Origin of the sequence: Novipirellula caenicola (assembly GCF_039545035.1) — a bacterium.
GTDB lineage: Bacteria > Planctomycetota > Planctomycetia > Pirellulales > Pirellulaceae > Novipirellula > Novipirellula caenicola.
Genome location: NZ_BAABRO010000002.1, coordinates 261,082 through 284,940 on the forward strand (window position 1 = coordinate 261,082; position 23,859 = coordinate 284,940).

Genomic DNA, 23,859 nt, shown 5'->3' on the forward strand with positions numbered 1-23,859 from the left:
CTCGATCTAGGACAGCGTTTCCCATAGCGAATTCGGTCACGGAATTCGCATTTTCGCACACCAAAACTCCTCGATTCCCCATGAATCGAGGAGTTTTTTGGTTCTCCTCTGTTTTGTCCCAAACGCTATTTGACGCTTGGGAACGCCATTGCAGTCTGGTATGATCGTTTAAGGGCGTCATCGCCGAAGGCAGGATCGTGCATCCTCACCCCACTTTTTTAACTTGTGCAGCGACAAGTCTAATTTTCGAGAATGATCTAATGCTTAAACAGCAAAAAAAATTGATCCTGGACGAGGCCCAGCGAGATTCAATGCGACGCGCCGGTCGAGTCAACGCCCGCCTGATGGACTTTATCCGTCCCCACGTCGTTGCTGGAGTGACTACGCAAAGCATCGATGACCTTGTCGCTCAATGGACGCGAGATCATGGCCATGTTCCTGCCACGCTCGGCTATCAAAACTATCCCAAGAGCTGCTGTATCAGTGTCAATGAAGTGATCTGTCACGGCATCCCGGGCCCCTACGAATTGCAACCAGGCGACATTGTCAACGTCGACATCACCACAATCGTTGACGGATGGCATGGCGACCAAAGCGAAACCTTTTTGATCGAAGAAGTCAGTGAAGAACGCCGAGCGGTCACCCAATGCGCATTTGATTGCCTGTACCTGGCCATCGACGCACTCACCCCGGGTTGCCGCGTCAGCGAGATTGGTGAAACCATCGTGCCCGAGGCGCATCGACGAGGATTCACCGTCGTGCGGGAATACGTCGGACACGGCCTTGGTCGCCAATTCCACCTCGATCCCTCGATCCCTCACTACCCCAACCGCGAAAGCCGCAGCGACCGTCTGTTTCCCGGAATGTGCTTCACCGTCGAACCGATGATCAACGCCGGAACTCGCTACACCCGCTGTGACAAGCAAGACGGCTGGACCGTGCGAACCAAGGACGGCTTGCCGTCGGCACAGTTCGAGCACACGCTGCTGATGACCGAAGAAGGTCCCGAGATTTTGACGTTGACCGAAAACGGCCCCCGCCGCGGACACCAGTTCTAGCGGACTGCCTGAAAACCGTAGCGGAAGTCGCGGGCTGCTTGTTGTTTTAGTCGTACGACGGACTTCCTAGTCCGTCGAATCCATCATTGACGGACGAGGACGTCCATCATACATCCCATGCCGCAGGAAACTTCACTAAATCAACAGCCCGTCAAGGCTTTCGGTAGCATGCCATAACCCACTGCGAAATCGAAATTCTTCACGGCTTGTTGTTTTAGTCGTACGATGGACTTCCTAGTCCGTCGAATCCATCATTGACGGACGAGGACGTCCATCATACATCCCATGCCGCAGCAAACTTCACTAAATCAACAGCCCGTCAAGGCTTTCGGCAGCATGGCATAACCCACTGGGAAATCGAAATTCTTCACGGCTTGTTGTTTTAGTCGTACGAGGGACTTCCTAGTCCGTCGGATACATCATTGACGGACGAGGACGTCCATCATACACCCCATGCCGCAGGAAACTTCACTAAATCAACAGCCCGTCAAGGCTTTCGGCAGCATGGCATAACCCACTGGGAAATCGAAATTCTTCACGGCTTGTTGATTTAGTTGTACGACGGACTTCCTAGTCGGTCGGATACATCATTGACGGACGAGGACGTCCATCATACATCCCATGCCGCAGGAAACTTCGCTAAATCAACAAGCCGTCAAGGCTTTCGGTAGCATGGCATAACCCACTGGGAAATCGAAATTCTTCACGGCTTGTTGTTTTAGTCGTACGATGGACTTCCTAGTCCGTCGGATACATCATTGACGGACGAGGACGTCCATCATACACCTCATGCCCCAGGAAACTTCACTGAATCAACAAGCCGTCAAGGCTTTCGGCAGCATGGCATAACCCACTGGGAAATCGAAATTCTTCACGGCTTGTTGTTTTAGTCGTACGACGGACTTCCTAGTCCGTCGAATCCATCATTGACGGACGAGGACGTCCATCATACACCCCTTGCCGCAGGAACCTTCACTAAATCAACAAGCCGTTCACGAATTCCGCTACCAAGTTTCCGCCTCGGATGCGTTCTCAGACAGTGCCCAGCGGCCAGAGACTGCGGAACGGCACCGCGGTGAACGGTGCCGAAATGAATGCCACCGAAGCGGCGGTGGCACTAAATGGGCCTGATGACATGTGGGGCCATCCGCACAACCTTTCTTGACTCCCACATGCCTCTGGATCTGGAGGCAATCTGTAGTGGGGCGACCACTCGGGTCGGGACCATCGTTTCTGTACCCACCTCTTCTGGGCTACAGGCAACGCAACCTTGCCCCCCCTGTAAACGTCCATCCGTAAACGCAAACAACCTGCGGTAGCCCCTCTCTATTTTCTGGACTGTCAACTTAGTAGCAACCGAATAGGCCGGAGTCCGACACACCGGCCGATAGTGTGTCGCCCGCTGGGATTTGTCTTCCCAACTCCGCTGCATTCTAGCGTTGCCTTCCAGTCATCGGCACAAGACCACCACCCTATACGGGGGGCGCTAAGCAATGCCAAAGCACTGCACCGGCTGGTGCTTCGCTGCCAATTTTGCCCCCCGGTGCTGCATAAAACGCCAGCGGTGCTGCCGTTTTTGTCAGCAACCATGAGGTCTCTTTTCGAGCGTTTTGGACGCGTGCAACCTTAACTTGCAGCGAAGGCGGCTTCTGACACCCAAACAAAAACAACATCCAGGTTGGTGTATCAGTTGCTACGAGTCTTGCACCGTCGCCCGAGTGTTATCCGTCTTCGTATTCGATAACCACACTCGATTGGCGACATCATCATCGACACCTGCAACGCAATCCGTCGACGCCAACGACCTCGAACGAGTGTCGATGCACCTCGACAATTGATAAACGAATCAAGACAAGGAAGACCAACATGGTCATGAATGCAACCCCAGGGAATCAATCTTCGTTTCAGATGGACGACGTCGAAGAACTCAGCTGGAAGATGCTCGACAACAACATCTCCGAGGCCGATCTTCGCCGACTCGAGCTGCTACTGCAAAACGATGCCGAATGTCGACAACGGTATCTTGATTGCGCGAAGCTGCATTGCGAACTTAACGCTTTCTTCAACCCCGCTTCACAAGAGCGAGAAACAGGATTGCGCACGCCAATGGGAATGCTATCCCAAGGCTTGACGGCGTCGAACCCAAGCAGTCTCCAGCGATAACCATGGCTTGCGGCAGCATGGTCTTTTCATCGCTCCCGGCATCACTGGGAATTCCATCAATGCAGATTCGATCGCGTTGATGGGGGCATACCGACATTGCGGATCAACTTCGCCCACGATTCGGGCTCGCCCAGCATTCGAGCTAGGCACACGATTCGGAACTGGCGTCTGCTCAGGAGCTAGCCGGGACGGATGACAAAACGATCCTTGTCCTCCTGCTGGGTCAACCCGCTCAACACCAGATGCGGCCCCCCAATTAATCGAGTCTCGATCAACAAAAAATTGCCACGACTTTTCGGTTCATCAGCGATGCATTGCGCATCGAGCGAGTTCGTTACTTATACTGCGATTGCTATAAAAATTTCTCGCCGGCCTCGTTGCCATTGCGTCCACGCCATCGCAAAAAAACCTTATGAATCGATTATTTCGTCTGCGTCCTTCGTCTCGCTCGTCGCAACACCAATCCAACCACACCGCTGCGGCGGGGCGATCCCCCTCACGTCGATTTGCCAGCTCGTTGCTTCGGATCGTCTTTGCCATCGCGGTACCGCTTGCGGCGTCCGGCGTTGTGTGGGCGGACTCGACCGACCAACCGAACATCGTGTTCATCCTGGCGGATGACCTTGGCTATGGCGAACTAGGGTCTTACGGCCAACAAAAAATCAAGACTCCCAATCTTGACCGTCTCGCCAGCGAAGGGATGCGTTTCACCCAGCATTATACGGGCGCCCCCGTCTGTGCGCCGGCACGCTGCGTGCTGATGACCGGCCAGAACCTGTCGCATGCCCAAATCCGTGGCAATCGCGATTCAGGAAACGGACGCATCTATCCAGGCCAATGGCCGATCACCGCCGACGCCGTCACCATCGCGGAAGTCTTGAAAGAGGCAGGCTATGTCACCGGAGCGTTTGGCAAATGGGGACTCGGCCCTTCTAACACCTCCGGGTCACCGATGAAACAGGGGTTCGACCGCTACTATGGATACAATTGCCAACGCAACGCCCATAGCTATTACCCGCCGTTTCTGGACAGCGACGAACGCGAAGTCCAAATCAACCTTTACCCGATTCCTGGACACGACCGCAAACCCGATGGCGAAGTGATCGCCAACGACTACCGTGCGAAGAATTATGCTCCGGATTTAATCCTTGCCGAAGCGACCAAGTTTATCGACAAACACAAAAACAAACCTTTCTTTTTGTACTTGCCGTTTGTCGAACCTCACGTTGCGATGCAGCCTCCGCAGCAATGGCTAGATCAATACCCCGAATCGTGGGACGAAGAAAACGGGCCCTATCGAGGCGAAAATGGCTACTTGCCACACCCTCGGCCACGCGCGGCTTATGCATCGATGATCTCGGATCTCGATGAACACGTCGGCACGATTCTGCAACAATTAGAAAAGCATGGGCTAAGCGAAAACACGCTAATCGTTTTCACGTCGGACAATGGCCCAACGCACGGTGGCCGCGATCCTCGCTTTCATGTTGGCGGGGCCGCTTGCACTTTCTTTAATTCGACCGGTGGACTACGAGGATTCAAGGGCAGTTGTTACGAAGGCGGTATTCGCGTGCCGTGCATCGTGAAATGGCCGGGGCACATCAAAGAAAACAGTGTTTCGGAACTGCCGTCTTATTTCCCTGATTGGTTCGTCACGCTTTGCGCGGTCGCAAAGGTCGATTTGCAAACCAACGACCTGACATCCAACTTGATGCTCGATGGGATCAATTTGTTGCCGGAATTGAAGTCCACATCGACGCCAACTCGAGAGAGCCCGATGGTTTGGGATTTCCATAACTACGGAGGCATCGTGGCCATCCGTGATGGCCACTGGAAAGCGATTCGGCGAAATTTGCTGAAAAAGAATCCTGGCGATTGGGAACTGTACAACTTGGACACCGACCGCGACGAACAGCACGACGTTGCAGCAACGCATCCCGAAATCATCAAGCGACTCGAGGCAACGTACGTCGAAACACGATCGATCGAGCCCGATTTTGCACTTCCAATCTACGACAAACTAACTCGTGAAAATGCGAACTGATCATCCGGCGGGTGAGGCATCCCTTCGCATTTTATTGTTCACTGAACCCCAAATCTGTTCCTACTGAATTCGCAAGACAAAAAGCAACATGACAACGTGTTTATTGAGATCGCTAACGATCGTCGCCGTTTTGAATCTTGTCACGATCGTGACGATCCATGGCAAGGAAGCAAAACGCGCCGCGCCGGTTTTCAAAGACGGCGAAGCCCAAATCGTCGACGAATTCAAGGACCCTGATTTCTGGATTCGTCATGACCTGTGGGTCGAAACTGAATTTGATTCCGACGGCGACGGCAAACTCGATCGCATGCACGTGGACGTCACACGGCCTCGGCAAACGGATACCGAAGGGCTGAAATTGCCAGTCGTCTATGGCTCGAGTCCCTATTACTGCGGCGTTGGTGATTCCGACGAAAAGTATTTCTGGGACACACGGCATGAACTCGGCGAGGTGCCGCCACCGCGAGAGCACATGCCGGAGATCGAACTGAAGATCCAGCGACCAATCATCTCTAAAAAACATGTGGCCGATTGGCTGCCTCGTGGCTACATCGTGGTCCATTCTTCGTCGCCGGGAACAGGACTCTCCGAAGGCTGCCCGACGATTGGTGGTGATAACGAATCGCTGGCTCCCAAAGCGGTCATTGATTGGCTGTGTGGTCGCGGCAAAGGTTACACAACGGTCGATGGCGACGAACCTGTGACGGCGTACTGGAGCACCGGTAAAGTCGGAATGACCGGGACCTCCTACAATGGCACGATCCCACTAGCGGCCGCTACCACAGGTGTCGAAGGACTCGAAGCCATCATCCCGGTCGCCCCTAACACCTCGTACTATCACTACTACCGATCCAACGGTTTGGTACGACACCCAGGCGGCTATCTGGGTGAGGACGTCGACTACTTGTACGACTTTATCCATAGCGGCAACGCGGCCCGACGTGAGTATTGCGATTGCGAAATTCGCGATAAAGAAATGGCGGAAGGCATGGATCGTGTGAGCGGAGACTACAACGATTTCTGGGCGAAACGCGACTACATCCATGATCTCGGTCCAATGAAAGCGGCGCTGCTGATGTCGCATGGGTTCAACGACTGGAACGTCGTGCCGGAGCACAGCAACCGAATTTATCAAGCGGTCAAAGCGAAAGGGGTTCCAGTACAAACCTACTATCATCAAGACGGCCACGGTGGCCCGCCGCCAATGAAATTGATGAACCGTTGGTTCACTCGGTTTCTGCACGGGATCGAAAACGGCGTCGAGGATGATCCACGGGCCTGGATCGTGCGAGAGGGTGCCAAACATGAAAATCCGACTTCGTACGAAGATTACCCGAACCCCGCCGCGTCGCCGGTCACGCTGCGACCAACCGCCGGCGCCCCCGAACGTGGATCGCTGGTCCTCGAAACCGAATCGAGCCAAGGGACCGAGAAATTGGTCGACAATTTCTCCTTCAGCGGAGACTCGCTGGCTCAAGCCGAATGGACCGAGCATCGACTGATCTATGTTTCAAAAACTCTAACGGAACCACTGCATTTGTCAGGGACGCCAAAAATCGAATTGAAATTGGCCAGCAGCAAGCCGTTCGCGAATTTGTCGGTCTGGCTTGTCTCGCTGCCTTGGAACGACGACAAGAAGGCGCACATCACCGATAACATCATCACACGCGGTTGGGCGGACCCTCAGAACCAGCGATCGATTCGCGAGAGTGAACCGCTCGAACCAGGCAAGTTCTATGACGTGAAATTTGATCTTCAACCGGACGACCAAATCATTGCCAAAGGGCAACAGATCGGATTGATGATTTTTTCGAGCGATCGCGATGTCACTCTATGGCCGACGCCCGGTACGGAATTGACCGTCGATCTCGATGCGACGCGGCTGAGCTTGCCGGTGGTGGGCGGAGTCGAAGCGTTCAAAAAGTCGACCGCAGCCGACGAAAAAGCGGAAGGCGAGACCGTGGCGAAAACGGCAAAGCCATCACTTCGGTAACGGTCCCTCATTCGCATGTGGCGGCTTAGAATGAACCCAACCTATGACGATGTCATGGCGGAACTCGAATCGCTCGGTTCCGCACAGACTCGCAAAACCTATTTGCGACACGGGGCATCGGAGCCGCTGTTTGGTGTCAAGTTCGGTGATTTGCGTCCGTTGCAAAAACGCCACCGAGGTGATCAACAGCTCGCCGAACTGCTGATCGAATCGGGCAATAGCGATGCGATGACGTTGGCGCTACTGATCGCGGATCCGAACCTGATCCGTTCGCGGCAAATCGACGATTGGCTCAAGCAAATGCACTATTCGCTGCTGGTCGGAATGCTGGCAGACCTGGCGTCACGAACGTCGTTTGCCGCGGCGAAATGGAAAAAATGGTCGCAAAGTCGTCAAGAGCGAAGTTTGGCTGCCGGCTACACACTGCTGGCGAGCTGGATGGTCCATGATTCGGCCAGCGTGCCCGTTGAGTTTGTCGAAGCAGCGCTCGAGCAAATTGAAACGACCATTCACGACAAGCCAAACCAAGCAAGACACGCGATGAACCAAGCTCTGATTTCGATCGGAATCTGCTTGCCCGCGTATCATGACCGAGCGATTCGTGTCGCCAAGGCCATCGGCAAAGTTTCGGTCGATCACGGCGAAACGAGCTGCAAGACGCCTGACGCGGCCGCGTACATCGAACGGGCGCTGAAATCGCCTCGGCGGAAACGACCGTGCTAAAATGCTGGCATTTGCGATGGTCGATAGGGCGTTGTTCACTCCGGACTTTACGCGAACCGCCCTGCACGTTTAAATCGTAGCACAGTGACTTCAGTACAGACCTAAATTACGCGTATGAGGATTGGAAACGAATGGTTTCTCGATTGGCTTTGATGATGGCGTTGCCCGCTTTGGTTCTTTGCACCAGCACGACGGTCCGTGGCCAAGACCCCGCTGCTCCCGTTCACGTGAAGGTCGACACGACCGAAGGAGCGTTTGTCATCGAATTGAATCCGGCCAAGGCCCCCAAGACCGTTGATAACTTCTTGAAGTACGTCAAAGAGGGACACTACACGAACACCATTTTCCACCGTGTGATCGATGGTTTCATGATCCAAGGGGGCGGGTTTACCGCCGACATGAAAGAAAAAGATGCTCCTCGTATGGTGCGAAACGAAGGCGGAAACGGTCTGAAAAACGATCACTATACCGTCGCGATGGCACGCACCAGCGCTCCCCATAGCGCGTCGAGTCAATTCTTTGTGAACACCGCCAACAATGACTTTCTTAATCGCGAGAATTCGCAAGACGGTTTTGGCTATGCCGTGTTTGGACGCGTCGTCGAAGGCAAAGAGGTGGTCGATCGCATTGGAAAAGCGGCAACCCAAGCAAAACCGAATCCGCAGGTCCCCGGTATGCTGATGCAAGATGTTCCGACCACGCCAGTGGTCATCAAGAGCATCGAAGTGGTTGAAAAGAAATAAAATCGGGAATTGCGTATCCAACTGAATATTGTGCAGCACGCGCGCCTCGGGTCTTCGAGAAAGACTCGAGGCATTTTTTATGCGCCGCGCAAGCATCGGCGATGAACGTGCGCCGGCAACGGAAGACTCAGCAACGTAAGACTCAGCAACGAACCGCACGCGGTTTACCATGCGACAGGCTCAGCGGTGTGGAGCGATGCAACCAGCCGAGCGTGAATATCCGGCAATATCGTTAACGTGCATTCGCTCGATCGCGGCGAACTCAAAAATCGTCTCATTGCGACCGGCCAACCCGTCTGTTTTCAAACTACGTTTGCAGTGGACGGTGGACCTCGCGCCGACTTCGTTATTTTGCACTCGCTGTAAACTTGAATGCCCGAATGAAATTGCCCCTCTTCATTCTTCGCGTCACTTACACCCTTGCGCGTCGGTTACAAATTGCCGATGCCACGCGGCTGATGTATCTGAAATCAGCGGATTTCCGCTCCCCGGTCTTGGCCGACGGCTACAGCATCCGCTCGCCGGATGAGGGAGAACTCTTTGAACTGATCCAAGCCGGCAAGGCCCCCGCACCGATCGGCAGCCCGCGAAACATCTCGGGCCAGCGGCGTGTGGTGATCACCACGAACCGAGACAACCAAGTCGTTTCGTATTTGTGGATTGCGATCGAATCGGTTGACGCGAACGAGAACTTTTCGCGTGCCCGCCATCTAGGCACCTCGATCGACTTGCCACCCCGTGCGGGATTTCTGTTCAATGCATGGACCCATCCGGATCACCGTGGCCAACGACTGATCGGTTGCATGATCTCGCACGTCTTCGAAAACCGGTTATCGGAAACCGATGTGCTGGCGACCACCATGGACTGGACCAACGAGCGTTCCTGCCGGGCGTTTTCTCACGTTGGCATGAAACCGATTGGCACGATCATCCGAATGGGGCGTGGGCCGTTACAGCTGAGTTTGCTGCCACAAACCGCAAGCCAATTTGGATTGCAATTGGCTAACCAAGTCCCCGGATACAAGTTCGCCTGCTAACGCAGAGAAGCGATTCGAGACCGGGAATGACCGCGTATGCGTCTCGTAGCTGGCCAGAAAACTCGTCACAGCGATGCGTTGGCGTGCGAGCGTGGCTGAACAAATCGTCAGCCGAAACTCTTACGCTGACATGCCTTAGGCCGCAGCTTGTTGCGGCATCTGCACAAACGTGTTCTCTTGAGCGATCACTTCTTCGGCAAGCGCCTGGTAGTCTGCTGCGCCGTTGCTTTCGGGCGAGTACTGGAAGATCGATTTGCCGAAACTTGGCGCTTCGGCCAAGCGGACGTTGCGTCGAATGCGAGTTTCGAAGAATTTGGCACTTCGATAAAACTCTCGCGCGCCTTTGCTTGCTTCAAAGAACTCGTCAATGTCGGTACTGACTTCGGCAGCCAATCGCGTGTTGGAGTCGTACATGCAAAGCATGACCCCCGACAACCGCAGGTCGCTGTTGAGTCGTCGCGAAACGACTTCGACCGTCCGAAGTAGTTTGCTCAATCCATGCAGCGCCAAAAAGTGAGGCTGCAGCGGCAAGAAGACTTCGTTCACGGCGACCAAGGCATTGACGGTCAAAACACCGAGACTCGGAGGACAATCGAGAATGAAGTAGTCAAACGGTTCGTCGTCAGCATCAAGTTTATCGCGAAGAATCATTTCGCGGCCCACTTCGCTGGCCAATTCCAACTCAGCCGCGGCAAGATCCAAATTCGATGGAATCACGCACAGATTCTCGTTGACCCAGCAACGTGCTTGCGCGATGGTCGCTTCGCCACAGAGGACCTCGTACATGCTTGCTTCGCCGTCGACCGCGGTGATGCCGAGATGCAGTGAAGCATGAGCTTGAGGATCAAGGTCGAGCAAGCAAACGCGACGGCCTTGAGCCGCAAGAGCCGACGAAAGGTTGACGGAGCTGGTCGTTTTGCCAACACCACCTTTTTGGTTAATCACAGCGATCGATCGCATGGTAAAATCATCCTTGATGGGGCGAGTTAGCGTTTGGAGGTAGCAGTTACAGGTGGTTCGCAGGCTTGTTTGCTGTCACGATCGCCCGCGTCCTGCGACAACACGGATGAAAGTTTCCCGGTTCCGTCTTCCATTCGACTCCACTGCGGTTGCATTCAAAATGGCGACTCCGCAGCGGTAAAATTTGGTGTGCTAGCTAGGCAGCTTCGCGTTGACGGTACTGTTGGTATGCCAATAACACATCGTACAGGTCCGAGTCGATACGAACTGTGTCGTCCGCGAAGTCCGAAAGCCAAGTTCGGTTCGATTTTTCCGCATCGATCAACAGCGGCACAATCTGCTTGAGTGAAACGTCGACCGTTTTGGGGGCGGCAGCCCCGCTGATGCGGTCTAATTCGCGTTCTTTGCGTTCTTGGGAATGTTGAACGGTCAGCTTTCGGCTCGCCGGGCTCGCCATCGAAGAACCATTCTCAGAAACAACGCGAAATCTCGATTCAGGCATCAGCTACATCTCAGAACGTGGATTGGAAAGGAACGCTTCCTCTCGTGGACAACCTCGGTTTCACGCACGGCGGCGGACAATCCGATTTTCAACTTCTATTTGCTCAGACAACCGACCGCTAATACGCGTTCAAACGCGGCTGCCGGTTGTCTGCTAGTCGATTCATCGACTTTGACGGTTAGGGGACTTAAACCAAATTTAACGATTTTTTCAGCTGGCTCGTTTCACTCGTGTTTCACTGACACACCCGCAATGTGGGTCATCAATCAGGGGGCTAAAATTGGAAATCACGATGATCACTTTGCAGGGCAAAACTTCTTTCGCAGGACTTATGACATAACACGCCACAGCTCGCCACCACAACCTCGCAGCAATCTTCTCCGCTGCCGCCGCCCAACCTACCGCTCACCCAAACGCGATGGCATTGACCGCTCATCCCTGGACGATTGATATGGATTTGGCAACTGGCCCGTTGCTATGCTTCGGTGGGCTGGCAGACTCTAGAAAAAGTGAATCATCTCCTCGCCAATCGCGATCCTGCTTCGCAAGTTTTTTGCTCGCCCGGTTTACGTTCGTCCCGCCCCAAATCCAAAAAATGGTTTGATGAAGATCGCACTTGCATTTTCAGGAGGCGGCGTCCGTGCGACCGTGTTTCACCTTGGCGTGCTCGCTCGATTGGCGCGGCACGACCTACTCAGCAACGTCAAGATCATCTCCAGTGTTTCAGGCGGCTCGCTGGCGGCAGGACTTGTCTTTGCCTCGGCCGGATACCGCTGGCCCAGTAGCGAAGAATACTTGCACGACATCGTGCCCAAATGCCTTTCGCTCCTGACAAAGCGAAACGTCCAGCACACCTATGTACTGAAATCGCTGCTCCTGCCGTGGCGACTCGCCTCTGGCCGAGCCTCGGTGCTAGGCGATGCTCTGGAGAGCAAGTGGGGCATCACCGGATCGCTGGCCGATTTGCCGATCGCGCCGAACTGGATCATCAACGCGACCTGTTACCAGACTGGAAAGAACTGGCGATTTCAGCGTGACTTGATGGGCGATTACCAAACCAAATACATCACCGATCCTGATTTTCGATTGTCACACGCGCTTGCGGCATCCGCGGCAGTCCCCGGTTTGATCGGCCCGTTAATGATCCGATCGCGACAGCATCAATGGAGCGAATTCCGCGAAGATGACTGGCAAACGATCGCTCCAAAATACAAACGTCTGCATCTTTGGGACGGGGGAGTCTATGACAATTTGGGAGTCGAATCGCTGTTCAAGCCCGGCGACGGGCTACGCGAAGGAACCGATTTCTTGATCGTTTGCGATGCGTCACGCCCGCTTTCAAACGAAACCCGTCAATCCCGTTGGCGGCCGGGATATTTAAAGGCATCGATGCGGTTGGTGGATGTTGCGACCGACCAAGTCCGCAGTCTACGTGCGCGGATGCTGATGGAATATTTTAAGCAGAATCCTGGAACAGGAGCCTATCTGCGACTCGGGCTGAGTACGCAGAAGGTGTATTCGCGAAGTCCCGTTGGCGGCAAACCCGCATTAACCGATAGCGAAGTTCGTTTGGTCTCGCAGCTTGAAACCACACTGCGACGGTTGACCGATCACGAATTTAGCTTGCTATTTCGACACGGCTTCGAAGTCGCCGATGCGACGCTTTCCACCTACGGCCATGAAGCGATTGGCCGAGTGCCACGCAAACAAGTGCTCTTCAAAGCAGCCTGAGCAACCGTGAGCTTCGCCGGTTCGCTTGTAAATGCGATTGTTGTAAATGCGGCACTCGTCATCACCGATGATGTCATTTTCAACAGACCAGCAAACGTGAGAGCGACCAAACGCTTCGTGATTGGATGATCAATCCTTTAGCACCGGCGCTAAGTAGATATTTTTGTATTTGACCGAGGTATGGTCACCTTGCAGATAGATCGGCCCCGGTGCGGCGGCGTTCGTGTAGATGGCTCCTGCGGTCGGGGCGTCGATGGGTTGGTTGTCGATAACTTTGACGCCATTCAGCACCACGGTAACGTGCCGATCGACCAGAGTCAGATCGTACGTTTGCCATTGGCCTCCCGGTTTCCCGGCGTTGCTCGATGGCGCGATCGCACCGAAGATCGCCCCCACCCCCTGAATGCCTTGCATCCGGCTGTCCCGATCGACCACCTGAGCCTCATACATTCCTCGTAAATAAATACCGCTGTTGCGTGCTTCTTCCACCAGGAATTCGATGTGCAACCAAAAGTCTTCAAATTCAGCTTCGGTGCGTAAATTGGCGTACGAGCCAGTGGGACTAAAGTCGGTCTTGGTGGTGGTGTTCACCAGCATTCCATCAATCACGCTCCATCCATTCGTCTTGTCAGATTCGTGAGTTCGCCAACCGCTCATGTCTATTCCGTTGAAGATCATGATCGGATGGCCAAACCGGACCTTCGACAAATCGGGTGCCGATGCGGGCATCGGTGGGACTCGGGTTCCCGTAAACGCATCGCGCTGGGATGTTCCATCGGCGAGCTGACGCTCAAGGACACCTTCAAGCTTGCCCTCCTTCATCCCCACGTCCACCTTCGTGACCGAGGCGTGCCCATTTTTATTTTTTGGGTTTCTTCGAATCTCAAACTTCAATCGCCCTTCTACCTGCTCGGCGACATAGGGGCCGGTTGGGCCTATATACAAACGCATGTAGACTTGCGTCTGACCGTCCTGCTGAACCACACGCATCCACGCTGGCATGCCCGATTCGAGGTCAAGGGACCAATCACCGGTGATCTCTTCGGCCTGCAGCGTTGAAAAAAACAGGCTTGCGACGACGACCAATGCGGCAAGCCTGCCATGAGTCCAAATGTTAGTGCGTGAGAATCGATCAGGATTCGCCATAATTCGTTGCTCGTGTCGTGATGAAGATGAAGATCGGCTGGACTGGCGGAAAGCAAACCGTGGACGCTAACGCCGGGTCTGGAAGCCACCACGCTAGCCCTTGCGGCGCCCGCACCGAGTGCACCGCCTTTGAAGGACAGAGTTGCCATTTGCGGTTATCCACAGGCAAAGTTTTTGGGATGAATGTTGGCAATTTAAAACGTAAGTCTTGTTCGTTTCGCTGGCTTCCCTTCCGTTCCATTTTTTCGGGCGACGGAGTGCAGCTAGAGCCATCTTAACAGACCGCGATTTAGAACGTTCCTTAGAAATCCCGAGTCGACGTTTTTGGCACTTACCGCGTGTCACCTATCTTTTTTGTGCGCTCTCACTCACGGCTTGCTACCGCGTTTTTTTGCCACTAACGGCGAAAGCCGTACGGTCAGCATGGGATCATCCACGACCCAAGCTTTGATGATGAGACGCTGCGAATCAGCGTCCCACCGTAATGCACTCGCTTGTTCACGAAGCGTCGCAGCGTTGACGCTGGAAGTCGAAAAATGAGATTCGCCTGGAAGCATTTCCAGCACCAACTTCGAACCGATTTCAACGCGGAATCCATCCTCATAGAAACGTTCCTGAGGAACAAAAATCACACTGCTGCCCAATGTCGCGTCCGGCTTGAGTCTTATTCCCAAAACGCGAGTGGCGAAATCATATCGACAGTCTTCTAGATCGCCCGCAATCGTTAACGGACGCGGGCGTGCGAGAACATCTGTGACGAACTTTCGTTCGACGATCCCAACCGGGGTTTTGTCCGAAAAGATTGCCCATGTAAACGGATCACGCCGCACCTTGGACCTCAGCTCCACTCGAGAGCCACAGAACCATGCTTTGATTGCCCCGATCCCGTGGCGGTCTAATTCGCTGGCCGTTACTTGGTACACGTTCCTATACCGAGACTGCAGCGTCTCGTCGGTGTCCGCCGCGATGTCCGTCGCCGGCCCCCATTCGCCTAGCAGCAACGGTGCCTCAGAAATCACGGCCTCGCGTTCATAACGCCGCAGTGTTTTACGCATCCGATCCAAATTCATTTGATACAGATGAGGCGCATAGACGACGCGGCTGCGTCCGAACGGAACGTTCATCGGCAGAAAAGGCCCTTCACCTGCTCCCGTCTCTCGATACAACGGTTGGTAGAGTGCCCATTTATTGGGGCTGATCGCCTGCATCGCGTCAACCAATCGCCGCTGAGTCGGAAGCAATTGTTCGCGAAAGCAACGTTGTAAGTTGGGATCCAAGCCGTGTTGGGGTTCATTTAGGATGTCATAGCCGAACACCGAGGGGTCGTCTTTGTAGCGAGTCCAAATTTTGGTCCACGCACGGATCAGTTGGTCTTGAGCGCCGTTCGTGTTTTCGTAGATCGCATCCCACTGCGGATGTCCAAAAGGTCGGATGTCATAGACCACCAATTTGAAGATTGACTGCATTCCAGCGGCGTCAGCCAATCGAACCATCTCGTCGAGTTGTTCCAGGTAGGCAGGGTCTTCGTCTTTGCCTGGCCAACCGCCCAATCGCCCCAGCGCCGTGCGGATGACTTGAAAGTTGGCTCCCATTCGAACCATCCGCCGATAATCGTCGGCGGTGTAACGAACCGTCCCCTGCAAGTCCTCGGTAATCGTGACAAAGCCTGACACAACAATTTGGCGACCCAGATCATCGCGAATTGCCATCGGCATCGCGACGTCGTCTGCGTAGGAGGTGCCGAGCGATCGAGTGAACAAAGCGAGCAGCAGGAGTGTGATTCGAAGTTGCATTTTTATGATTTCGCGTTTGCTTGGCCAAAATTATCCGTAGCCAAGATCGAGAGACAGGGAGGGTGAGGACGCAGGCGGGCAGGTCACGACGGTTGCTAATTGATGCTTGCGATGTTCTGACCTGTTGGTTTTCAGAGACGATTCTGAAGGATTCGTCTGCAATCCGCTAGTGATGGGTTGATGCACTGCCTGTGACCGAGACGCAATGCGATGCGACGGCAAAATGTAGAACAACGGAAGAGTAAGGTTAGAAAATGGGAGGTTAGAAAATGCAGAAGCGGATTCGACTCGTAAGCTTCCGACATTTCCGTATGCAACGCCGGTGGAGGCATTCCTAAAATTGGGGCTAGCAATCGAGCCGCTCATGTCGTGTTCGCACAAACAGCTCGGCTCCGTTACGATTGAGGCAAGGTTCTGATGTTTTTGACAATCCAGTTAGGATGAACGCCATGCCGCTGGGAATTCGGCCGACCGTTGATTTCGCATTCAAAAAGATCTTTGGCTCGCCACAAAACTCGGCTGCCCTGATCGGATTGCTCAACGCCATCCTCGATTTTGAACACCCAGTCGTTGCGGTCGAAATTCTCAATCCGTTTAGCTACCAGGGATTGAGTTTGAAATCGCGATTTCAACCATGGAAATCATATCCGCGAAGACGGAGGACAAACAGATGTACGACCAACGCGAAAAAGCTCAACGAGACTACGAGTGGGCCATCACCGGTGCCCGAGAAGAAGGACGAGAAGAAGGACGGGAAGAAGGGAAATTGGCAGGTCAGATTCAGCTACTGCAGCAGTTGCTCGGAGAGCCACTTACGAATGATACGGAGCTGCTTCGGCAAGAGATCAGCGTACTTACAACTCAGCTCGAAGAACTGCAGAAGCGTCTCCGCGACCGCGACGTATAGCGAGCAGATGAAAGGGGTCAAACCTCATTGACGACCGATCCACCATTTTGCACCCGAGCAAGGCAACATTGATAAGGTAGCTTTTTAGCTACCGTTTTTCCTTGGCGGGCGCGATGCCGACCGGCAGAGTGTCGTGGCAACCGGAACATTCTCGTTCAAAGTGGGGCCTTATCGGAAACGCTATCGGAAACTCGAGAGGTTCCGCGAATAAGCGAACGTCAGGATCTGCTGACGATCACCGTAAGGGCAATAGAAAAGGCCACTTAAGTCAATTGACTCAAGTGGCCTTGATGGAGGCGGCGGGAATTGAACCCGCGTCCCGCGATGCATCCACGACAGCGTCTACATGTTTAGTCAAACTATTTGTGTCTCCTCGAAAGAGACTTTTCGCTCAGCTTGGCGCTGCCTGACAGGCTCCAAGCCTCGCTAACTCGAATCTTTTTTAACTCACCGCGTCTCGAGTAGGACGGCAAGCGATCCAGAATTGTGACGGGCATTCAGGCGACTCTGGCGGCCCCCATCAGCCCGGGCTGCCTGTTCTTAGGCGGCCAGTGCGAAACTTTCGTCTGCAACTAAAAATTTTGATCAGCTTTTTACGTGGCCAACTGATCAACCACGACATGCAACCATCGCTTCAAAACGTCCGGTCGAATCCAGATCGCCCCCGGTTCCGGGTACGGGCCATCGTAAAATGATGATCCATGAAGCAACCTGCATTCTAGCAGGTTTCGGTGGTTTGACAATTCGAGAACGACGAAGACGCAAAATTGCGGGGCAGAACAGCATTGCTCCACGAAAGTCTTGACGACTTCCGCTACGAGGGTCCCCTAAAACTGGACGCTGAGCGATCACTCGTCTTCGAACATCTCGTCGGTGATGTTCAAGTTGGTGCTGACGTTTTGCACGTCGTCGTGATCATCAAGTGCCTCGAGTAGTCGCAGTACCGACTTGGCCGTTGAGCCCTCGACGTCGACCATCGTCTGAGCGATCTGGCTAATCGACGACATCTCGGGGACAAGCTCCGCTGCGGCGAACGCGTCAGCAAGCGTTTGATGCGAATCGGGATGACAGGTCACTTGGATCTTGCCATCGTCAAGCGGCTCGACATCCTCGCCTCCGTTTTCCAGTGCGATCTCGGTCAGCTTTTCTTCGTCGGCCGTTGCGGGATCAAACACAAACAATCCCTTGCGGTCAAACAAGTACGAAACGCAGCCGGTATTGCCTAGGTTTCCGCCAAATTTGCCAAACATGCTCCGCAGCTCGGGGGTGGTGCGATTGCGATTATCGGTCATCACCTCGCACATCACCGCGACCCCACCGGGGCCGTAGCCTTCGTACAGCAACTCTTCGACTTCGCTGCCTTCGAGTTCGCCGGTACCTCGTTTGATGGCGCGCTGGATATTGTCCTTGGGCATGCTGACCGCTTTGGCGTCTTCGATCGCCTTACGCAATCGAATGTTTGCATCGGGGTCGCCCCCGCCCATTTTTGCCGCCACGATAATGGCTTTACTCAGCTTGCTCCACATCTTGCCGCGTTGGGCGTCCACACGGCCTTTACGATGCTGAATGTTCGCCCATTTTGAGTGCCCAGCCATGATTGCTCAGAAAAGGATAATTGGAGTGATGGGATGAAAATGCAGTTCAAAGTGAAACGGCTGCGACACACACTATCGCGGCTTTCGCTTGGAAAGTTTTCGGCTAGCCGATTTTTTTGTCGCTGGCTTTGCGGCGTCGCCTGTCGATTCGCTCGCTTTAGCCGACTTTTTCTTGGTCCCTTTACTGGACGTCTTCTTCTTGGACTCGGTGCGTTCGGCAGCGATCTCGGCGGCCTTCGTCGGCAACGCCTTCTTGGATGCTGATTTCTTGGACTTGGTCGCTGACGTATCTTCGGCCGCCGCGGCCTTGCTGTCCGCTTTCTTCGCCTTGGTCGCAGCCTCGGCCGACTTCTTAGTGGCCGGTTTTACGTCCTCGGTCTCCTGCTCTGCCTCTTCGTCCTCAGCCGCTTTCGCCTTGCGATCCGCGACGCGTTGCTTGGCCGCCTTCAGATTGCTGTGCCATTCATCCAATCGCTTGCTCGATCCTTTGGCAACATCGTCCACCAACGCACGCGACTTTTTGTCTTTGGCATTATTGTTCAACGCCACCGCGGCTTGATGCAACAGATCGGAAAACTCAATTCCCTTGCTCTTCGGAATCGCTCGTTCGAGTCCAGGGACCTTACCCGCCGCCGCTTCGGCTTGCGAGGCAATGTCGGTGACCATCAAAATCACCATGGCGGAATAGTCCACCGGGATCGAATGACCGCCGAGTCCATGTTGGATGGTGTAACTGAGCACGAAAGGGGTCATGCCAGGCATCTTTTCGAACTTCGCAACCGCCTTGCCCAAGTTCTCTTTCTTCAAATGATCGAGGTCAAAGGTATAAAACTCTTCGAACACCGATTGCAAATTCGATTTTAGCCGTGTCGCCGCTTTGGTCGGATCGGGCAGCCGGGAAAGCACTTGGCTCAACTCGCTGATCGTGGTGACCCGTACTTCATTCCAATCGAAGAAGTCTTGCTCGCACTTTGCCATACCTTCATCCGCAAGCTCGGCCGAAGCGTCTTGCAATAACGAGGCGTACAAAATGTGCTCGAGCAATGGCCGAGCAGGCTGTGGCGGCGTTGGTTTGTAGTGCTTCTTTAACGCAGCGTACAGTTTGGTGATCAGGGCAGCGCGGTTACTTGCGGACATCTTGCGGCAATGAAGAGGTATTGGGTGTTGTCAATTTGTAGGGCATTCGCCAGCGACCATCCTTGGCCAACGATCCAGACGCCGGAGGGCATCGAACACGTCAAAAGCGACGAGTCCACCATCATCACGATGGCGATGGCCCGCCTTGGGACGGATTCGAATCGTCCTCCGAAGCTGCTTCGGCTTGCTCCTGCGATTGAGCGTCTTCGGCTGGCTCGTCATCTGGATCCGCAGGGACGGATTCGGAAGACGTCGCTCCCGATTTTTCTTGTTTTATCTTATTTAACAATTCGCTCACGACCAGGGCGTTTTGCAGTCCCTTGTCCAGCTTGAATGTTAATTTCGGCGTATAGCGGGCGTCGATCCGGTTGGCGATCTTGGCTTGTAGAAATCCCGCACAATTCTGCAGCCCGCGGATGGCAAGTTGCTGCTGGCTGTCGTTCCCCATCACGCTGACCGACACCTTGGCTTCGCGCATATCAGGCGACACCTCGACTCCGATCACGGTGACATCTTTGACACGCGGGTCACGAACTTCGGTCAAAATCGTCGACGCGACGACTTCGCGGATCGCTTCAGCAGCTTTTAGTAAACGACGGGACATTAGGAACGAGGGTTGAGAAAGAAGGTAGAAAATAGAGGGGGGATAACGCAGCCTAAACGGCAGCGGGTCGAAAGAACGTTAAAGCAGAAACAAACTCAGTGGGGGATCGCCATGGTCACAGCCCAATGCGAGCTAAATCGCAAGGTTGATTTGGCCGCATTGTTGATTGAATCACACGGTTGATTAAATCGTATGGCAAAGCAATCATCCGACCGCCAAAAACCGCTTACCATTCACCGAAGTGTTTCGGTAACCGGTCGCTGACCCACGGATACGTCTCGCGGACGCGGTCGGTTTGCCCCCGCAACTTTTGGCTGCGACCAATCCAACTGCGACTCGATCAACACGATTGAACTCGGCCACCAAAGTCAGCCACTCCGCCGTTTTGCCACCCGCTCGACCACGAGCCAGACAATCACGTCCGGCTCGATCGGTACAAGGCAGGGGTGTCACACCGGCAGCGATGCGGGCGACACCTGCCAGCGGTAGGGTCAACCGCGACCGACTTAATCCAATGTTCGAGCAACCTCTTCAATGCGATAGGCTTCCAACACGTCGTCTTGCTTGATGTCGTTGAATCCACTCAGACGGATACCACATTCCATCCCGCGAGGCACTTCTTTGACATCTTCCTTGATACGCTTGACGGTTTCGAGCGGGTAATCGCCGATCGTACGACCATCGCGATTGACTCGGATACGACATCCACGCTGGATCACTCCTTGCGCGACATAGCAACCTGCGATCGTGCCGACTCGGCTGATTTGGAAGACCTGTTTCACCAGGGCCCGCCCCAGTTCGACGATTCGTTCTTCGGGTTTCAAGCGACCTTCGATCATCGCCTTGATGTCGTCTGCCAGCTTGTAGATGACTTGGTAACGTCGTATTTCGATACCACGTTCTTCGGCCAACGAACGAGCTTGGTCATCCGGGATCACGTTGAACGCCAACACAACCGCCTCGGATGCTGAGGCCAGCGTGATGTCGGCCAGCGATACGCCACCGACGCTCTTCTGCAGCACTCGCAACTCGACTTCGGGGTGATCGAACTTGCTGAGTTCTTTCTCGATTGCTTCGAGCGAGCCTTTGACATCGGCGCGGATGATCAAGTTCAATTTGACGCGATCTTCGACTCCAATCTTGCCGCCTGCCAACATCTCTTGGAACGTATCGAACGACACCTTGGTGGTGCTGCCCGACAAGTTCTCGCGGCTCGAATTGGATTCGCGATTCTCAGCGATCTCTCTCGCTTGAGCGATGTCCTTGAGCACGTGGAAACGGTCGCCCGCCCCCGGAGCTTGATCCAATCCGGTGATGTTGACCGGAGTACTTGGGCCCGCTTCTTTGATGTTTTTGCCAGTCAGTGTGTCCTTCATCGAACGCACGCGTCCGTGTGACGGACCACATACCAACACATCGCCGACTCGCAGCGTTCCGTTTTGCACAACAAGTTTGGCAACCACACCGCGGTCGCCTTGCTGTTCGGACTCGATACAAACCCCAAGCGCTTGACGGTCAGGATTCGCTTTGTACTCGTTCATTTCCGCGATCGTCAGCAATGTCTCGAGCAGTTCGTCCATCCCGGTGCCCTTGGTGGCACTGGTGCGGATGACTTCAACATCGCCGCCCCATTCGCTTGGCGTCAATTGATGTTCGGTCAATTGCGTCAACACGCGGTTAGGATCGACCCCTTCGAGGTCAATTTTGTTCAGCGCGACCACGATCGGAACGCCCGCCGCTTTGGCATGGCTGATCGCTTCAGCGGTTTGCGGCATGATGCCGTCGTCGGCCGCGATGACAAGCACCGCAATGTCGGTGACGTTGGCACCCCGAGCTCGCATTTCGGTAAACGCTTCGTGACCCGGCGTATCGACAAAGGTGACTTTCCGTCCGTCTTTGTCGATTTCATAAGCACGAATGTGCTGGGTGATCCCGCCAGCTTCGCCGCTGACGACATTGATCCCGATCAGGTAATCCAACAAACTCGTCTTGCCGTGGTCGACGTGGCCCAAGAATGTCACGATCGGAGCACGAGGCACGAGCGATTCTTCGTCGTCTTCCTTTTCTTCCAGCTCCGTGATCAGCTCTTCTTCGAGCGTCTCGGAAGCTTTCAATTCGATATCAAGATCCATCTCCGCGGCAACCAGTTCCGCGGTTTCGTAATCAAGTTGGGCGTTGATGTTGACCATGATCTGCATGCCCATCAACGTTCGCAACACTTGCGCCACGGGCACCCCGGCGGCTTCCGAGAAGCTTCGCACGGTGCAGGGCAGTTCCAATTGGATCTTGTCTTTACGCGGGGCCGCCGTGTTGGTGCCTTTTCGCTTTAACGTACGACGACGATACGGTGATTCGCGTCCGGTGCTTCGATCGAACGTTTCATTCTTGTGACGACGTCCGCCACCACCGCCACGCGAGCGTTCGGCGCGGGCGCTGGCCATTCCGGACAGCCCCTTCTTGCGTGGTTTATCCTCGTCTTCGATCGACTTGCCACCCTTGTGCCCCTTTTCACCGGTGAAACCACTGAGGCCACCGCTGCCGATTTTGCGAGTTCCGCCACGCTTGCTCTCGGCGTCGTCCTGAGCGATTTGCTCTAGCGGCGCCTTCATGCCTTGCTTGTGACCGGCGATCACATCCTTGCTGAGCTTGATATCGGGCTTTTGTGCCTTCGGTTCACCCGGAGCCGATTTGGGGACCACCTTCTCAGGTGCATCGCCGAGCGCTGCCATCTTGACGTTGATTCGTGGCTCGCGACGTTTGGGCTTGGAACCCTTCTTTTCGCCGCTTCCACTCGAGGCAGGACGATCGAGCGAACGGATGCCTCCGCCACTCGTTGCTGGCGATTCTGGACGCACTGCGGCAACGGGTGCACTGCGATCGATCGCTCCGGTTGGAATCGTACGCTTGCTGAAGCCGACCTTGTCCGCAACCCGAGCTGCCAATCCACTGACGCCACTTTTTCGCTGCGGCGTTTCCTTGGATTTGTTTCCCGAGTCCGCAGCGGGTTTCGCTGCAGGCGGTTTGGGGGCTGCGGGTGCCGGGGGAGCCGATTCGGCTGCGGGGGCCTTGGCTGCCGATTCTGCTGCCGCTTTTTTGCTCGATGGCGAATCGTCAAACAACGGCGAACGAATGGGCGCCGGCGCCGCAGGCTTGGATCCACCCACGCTCGCTGGTTTTGGCTTGTTCGGCCGGCCGATCTGAATGGCAACCGGTTTGCGTTTCTCGGGAACCACCGAGTCGCGGACCGCCGCGACGGGGGCGGTCGAAGATGTCGTTGCCTTGGCAACCACAGGTGTTTTGGGAGCAGCAGGTTTGGCAGATCCGGCGAGATGATCGCGAACCTTCTGAGTTTCTTCGTCGGTCAGACTGGCAAGCGCCGAGCCTTTGCCGGTAATACCGACTTTCTTGACGATATCGACGAGATCTTTGCTGTCTAAGTTCAGTTCTTTGGCGAGCGCGTAAATGCGTGCGGGCACGGGGTAGAAATCCTGTCAGTTTCGTTTGGGAATCGGTACGACCAACTACGCTTTCCTTATCAACACGACGGAAAGCACACGCGACCGCATCCGGCGGACAACATGTCCTGCTGAATACGTGCAACGCTTTGCGTGTTTCACTAACACGCCGTCGGCTCAAACGCATTTCTTCAATCGCGTTCAATTCGACTGTAGGTGATCAAATAAAGTTTGGCGGATCACACCTGGATTGATGGCATACCGATTC

At 54.6% G+C, this 23,859-nt stretch carries 18 protein-coding genes, 1 other RNA gene and 1 pseudogene; 11 read left to right on the forward strand and 9 right to left on the reverse strand.

Annotated features, from left to right (window positions below; genetic code table 11):
* The first annotated feature begins 260 nt into the window (after positions 1 to 260).
* The 8 genes from map to ABEA92_RS05055 all read left to right on the forward strand — a co-directional run bounded on the left by map (position 261) and on the right by ABEA92_RS05055 (position 9,761).
* The gene (map, locus tag ABEA92_RS05020) at positions 261 to 1,058 is read left to right on the forward strand and encodes a type I methionyl aminopeptidase (RefSeq protein WP_345682708.1); all 798 of its coding nucleotides are present in this window, start codon (positions 261 to 263) and stop codon (positions 1,056 to 1,058) included.
* A 1,024-nt stretch (positions 1,059 to 2,082) separates the two neighbouring features.
* Positions 2,083 to 2,223 (forward strand): hypothetical protein, encoded by a 141-nt coding sequence (locus ABEA92_RS05025; protein ID WP_345682709.1) that lies wholly within the window; start codon positions 2,083 to 2,085, stop codon positions 2,221 to 2,223.
* Between the two features lie 701 nt (positions 2,224 to 2,924).
* The gene (locus ABEA92_RS05030) at positions 2,925 to 3,221 is read left to right on the forward strand and encodes a hypothetical protein (RefSeq protein WP_345682710.1); all 297 of its coding nucleotides are present in this window, start codon (positions 2,925 to 2,927) and stop codon (positions 3,219 to 3,221) included.
* A gap of 412 nt (positions 3,222 to 3,633) precedes the next feature.
* Positions 3,634 to 5,265, forward strand: a complete 1,632-nt coding sequence (locus tag ABEA92_RS05035) for an arylsulfatase (protein ID WP_345682711.1) — start codon at positions 3,634 to 3,636, stop codon at positions 5,263 to 5,265.
* A gap of 88 nt (positions 5,266 to 5,353) precedes the next feature.
* Positions 5,354 to 7,258, forward strand: a complete 1,905-nt coding sequence (locus ABEA92_RS05040; protein WP_345682712.1) for a Xaa-Pro dipeptidyl-peptidase — start codon at positions 5,354 to 5,356, stop codon at positions 7,256 to 7,258.
* A 30-nt stretch (positions 7,259 to 7,288) separates the two neighbouring features.
* Positions 7,289 to 7,981 (forward strand): DNA alkylation repair protein, encoded by a 693-nt coding sequence (locus ABEA92_RS05045; RefSeq protein ID WP_345682713.1) that lies wholly within the window; start codon positions 7,289 to 7,291, stop codon positions 7,979 to 7,981.
* Positions 7,982 to 8,112: 131 nt separating this feature from the next.
* Positions 8,113 to 8,724, forward strand: coding sequence for a peptidylprolyl isomerase (locus tag ABEA92_RS05050; protein WP_345682714.1), 612 nt, complete (start codon positions 8,113 to 8,115; stop codon positions 8,722 to 8,724).
* 380 nt (positions 8,725 to 9,104) lie between these two features.
* Positions 9,105 to 9,761, forward strand: a complete 657-nt coding sequence (locus ABEA92_RS05055) for a hypothetical protein (RefSeq protein WP_345682715.1) — start codon at positions 9,105 to 9,107, stop codon at positions 9,759 to 9,761.
* A gap of 135 nt (positions 9,762 to 9,896) precedes the next feature.
* Here ABEA92_RS05055 and ABEA92_RS05060 read toward each other — a convergent pair whose 3' ends face one another.
* A complete protein-coding gene (locus ABEA92_RS05060; protein ID WP_345682716.1) occupies positions 9,897 to 10,721 on the reverse strand; it encodes a ParA family protein in 825 nt (274 codons plus the stop codon).
* A 196-nt stretch (positions 10,722 to 10,917) separates the two neighbouring features.
* Positions 10,918 to 11,223, reverse strand: a complete 306-nt coding sequence (locus tag ABEA92_RS05065) for a hypothetical protein (protein WP_345682717.1) — start codon at positions 11,221 to 11,223, stop codon at positions 10,918 to 10,920.
* Between the two features lie 603 nt (positions 11,224 to 11,826).
* On the opposite strand from ABEA92_RS05065, the gene ABEA92_RS05070 reads away from it, so the two are divergent.
* On the forward strand, positions 11,827 to 12,954 hold the full coding sequence (locus ABEA92_RS05070) for a patatin-like phospholipase family protein (protein ID WP_345682718.1): 1,128 nt from the start codon (positions 11,827 to 11,829) through the stop codon (positions 12,952 to 12,954).
* 129 nt (positions 12,955 to 13,083) lie between these two features.
* Here ABEA92_RS05070 and ABEA92_RS05075 read toward each other — a convergent pair whose 3' ends face one another.
* Both ABEA92_RS05075 and ABEA92_RS05080 read right to left on the reverse strand, forming a co-directional pair.
* Positions 13,084 to 14,100 (reverse strand): 3-keto-disaccharide hydrolase, encoded by a 1,017-nt coding sequence (locus tag ABEA92_RS05075; protein ID WP_345682719.1) that lies wholly within the window; start codon positions 14,098 to 14,100, stop codon positions 13,084 to 13,086.
* 368 nt (positions 14,101 to 14,468) lie between these two features.
* Complete coding sequence (locus tag ABEA92_RS05080) at positions 14,469 to 15,893, reverse strand: glycoside hydrolase family 5 protein (protein ID WP_345682720.1); 1,425 nt, start codon at positions 15,891 to 15,893, stop codon at positions 14,469 to 14,471.
* A gap of 449 nt (positions 15,894 to 16,342) precedes the next feature.
* Between ABEA92_RS05080 and ABEA92_RS31350 the strand changes: the two are divergent.
* Both ABEA92_RS31350 and ABEA92_RS05085 read left to right on the forward strand, forming a co-directional pair.
* Positions 16,343 to 16,480, forward strand: a pseudogene (locus ABEA92_RS31350) (PD-(D/E)XK nuclease family transposase); the annotation flags it as partial.
* Between the two features lie 47 nt (positions 16,481 to 16,527).
* The gene (locus ABEA92_RS05085) at positions 16,528 to 16,800 is read left to right on the forward strand and encodes a hypothetical protein (protein ID WP_345682721.1); all 273 of its coding nucleotides are present in this window, start codon (positions 16,528 to 16,530) and stop codon (positions 16,798 to 16,800) included.
* A 288-nt stretch (positions 16,801 to 17,088) separates the two neighbouring features.
* On the opposite strand, the gene ssrA is transcribed toward ABEA92_RS05085, so the two are convergent.
* The 5 genes from ssrA to infB all read right to left on the reverse strand — a co-directional run bounded on the left by ssrA (position 17,089) and on the right by infB (position 23,612).
* Positions 17,089 to 17,466: a transfer-messenger RNA gene (ssrA, locus tag ABEA92_RS05090) on the reverse strand.
* Positions 17,467 to 17,648: 182 nt separating this feature from the next.
* A complete protein-coding gene (locus ABEA92_RS05095) occupies positions 17,649 to 18,395 on the reverse strand; it encodes a YebC/PmpR family DNA-binding transcriptional regulator (protein WP_345682722.1) in 747 nt (248 codons plus the stop codon).
* A gap of 72 nt (positions 18,396 to 18,467) precedes the next feature.
* Positions 18,468 to 19,532, reverse strand: coding sequence for a hypothetical protein (locus ABEA92_RS05100; RefSeq protein ID WP_345682723.1), 1,065 nt, complete (start codon positions 19,530 to 19,532; stop codon positions 18,468 to 18,470).
* 124 nt (positions 19,533 to 19,656) lie between these two features.
* Positions 19,657 to 20,136, reverse strand: coding sequence for a 30S ribosome-binding factor RbfA (gene rbfA, locus ABEA92_RS05105; RefSeq protein WP_345682724.1), 480 nt, complete (start codon positions 20,134 to 20,136; stop codon positions 19,657 to 19,659).
* Positions 20,137 to 20,642: 506 nt separating this feature from the next.
* Positions 20,643 to 23,612, reverse strand: a complete 2,970-nt coding sequence (gene infB, locus ABEA92_RS05110) for a translation initiation factor IF-2 (protein ID WP_345682725.1) — start codon at positions 23,610 to 23,612, stop codon at positions 20,643 to 20,645.
* Positions 23,613 to 23,859: the final 247 nt, after the last annotated feature.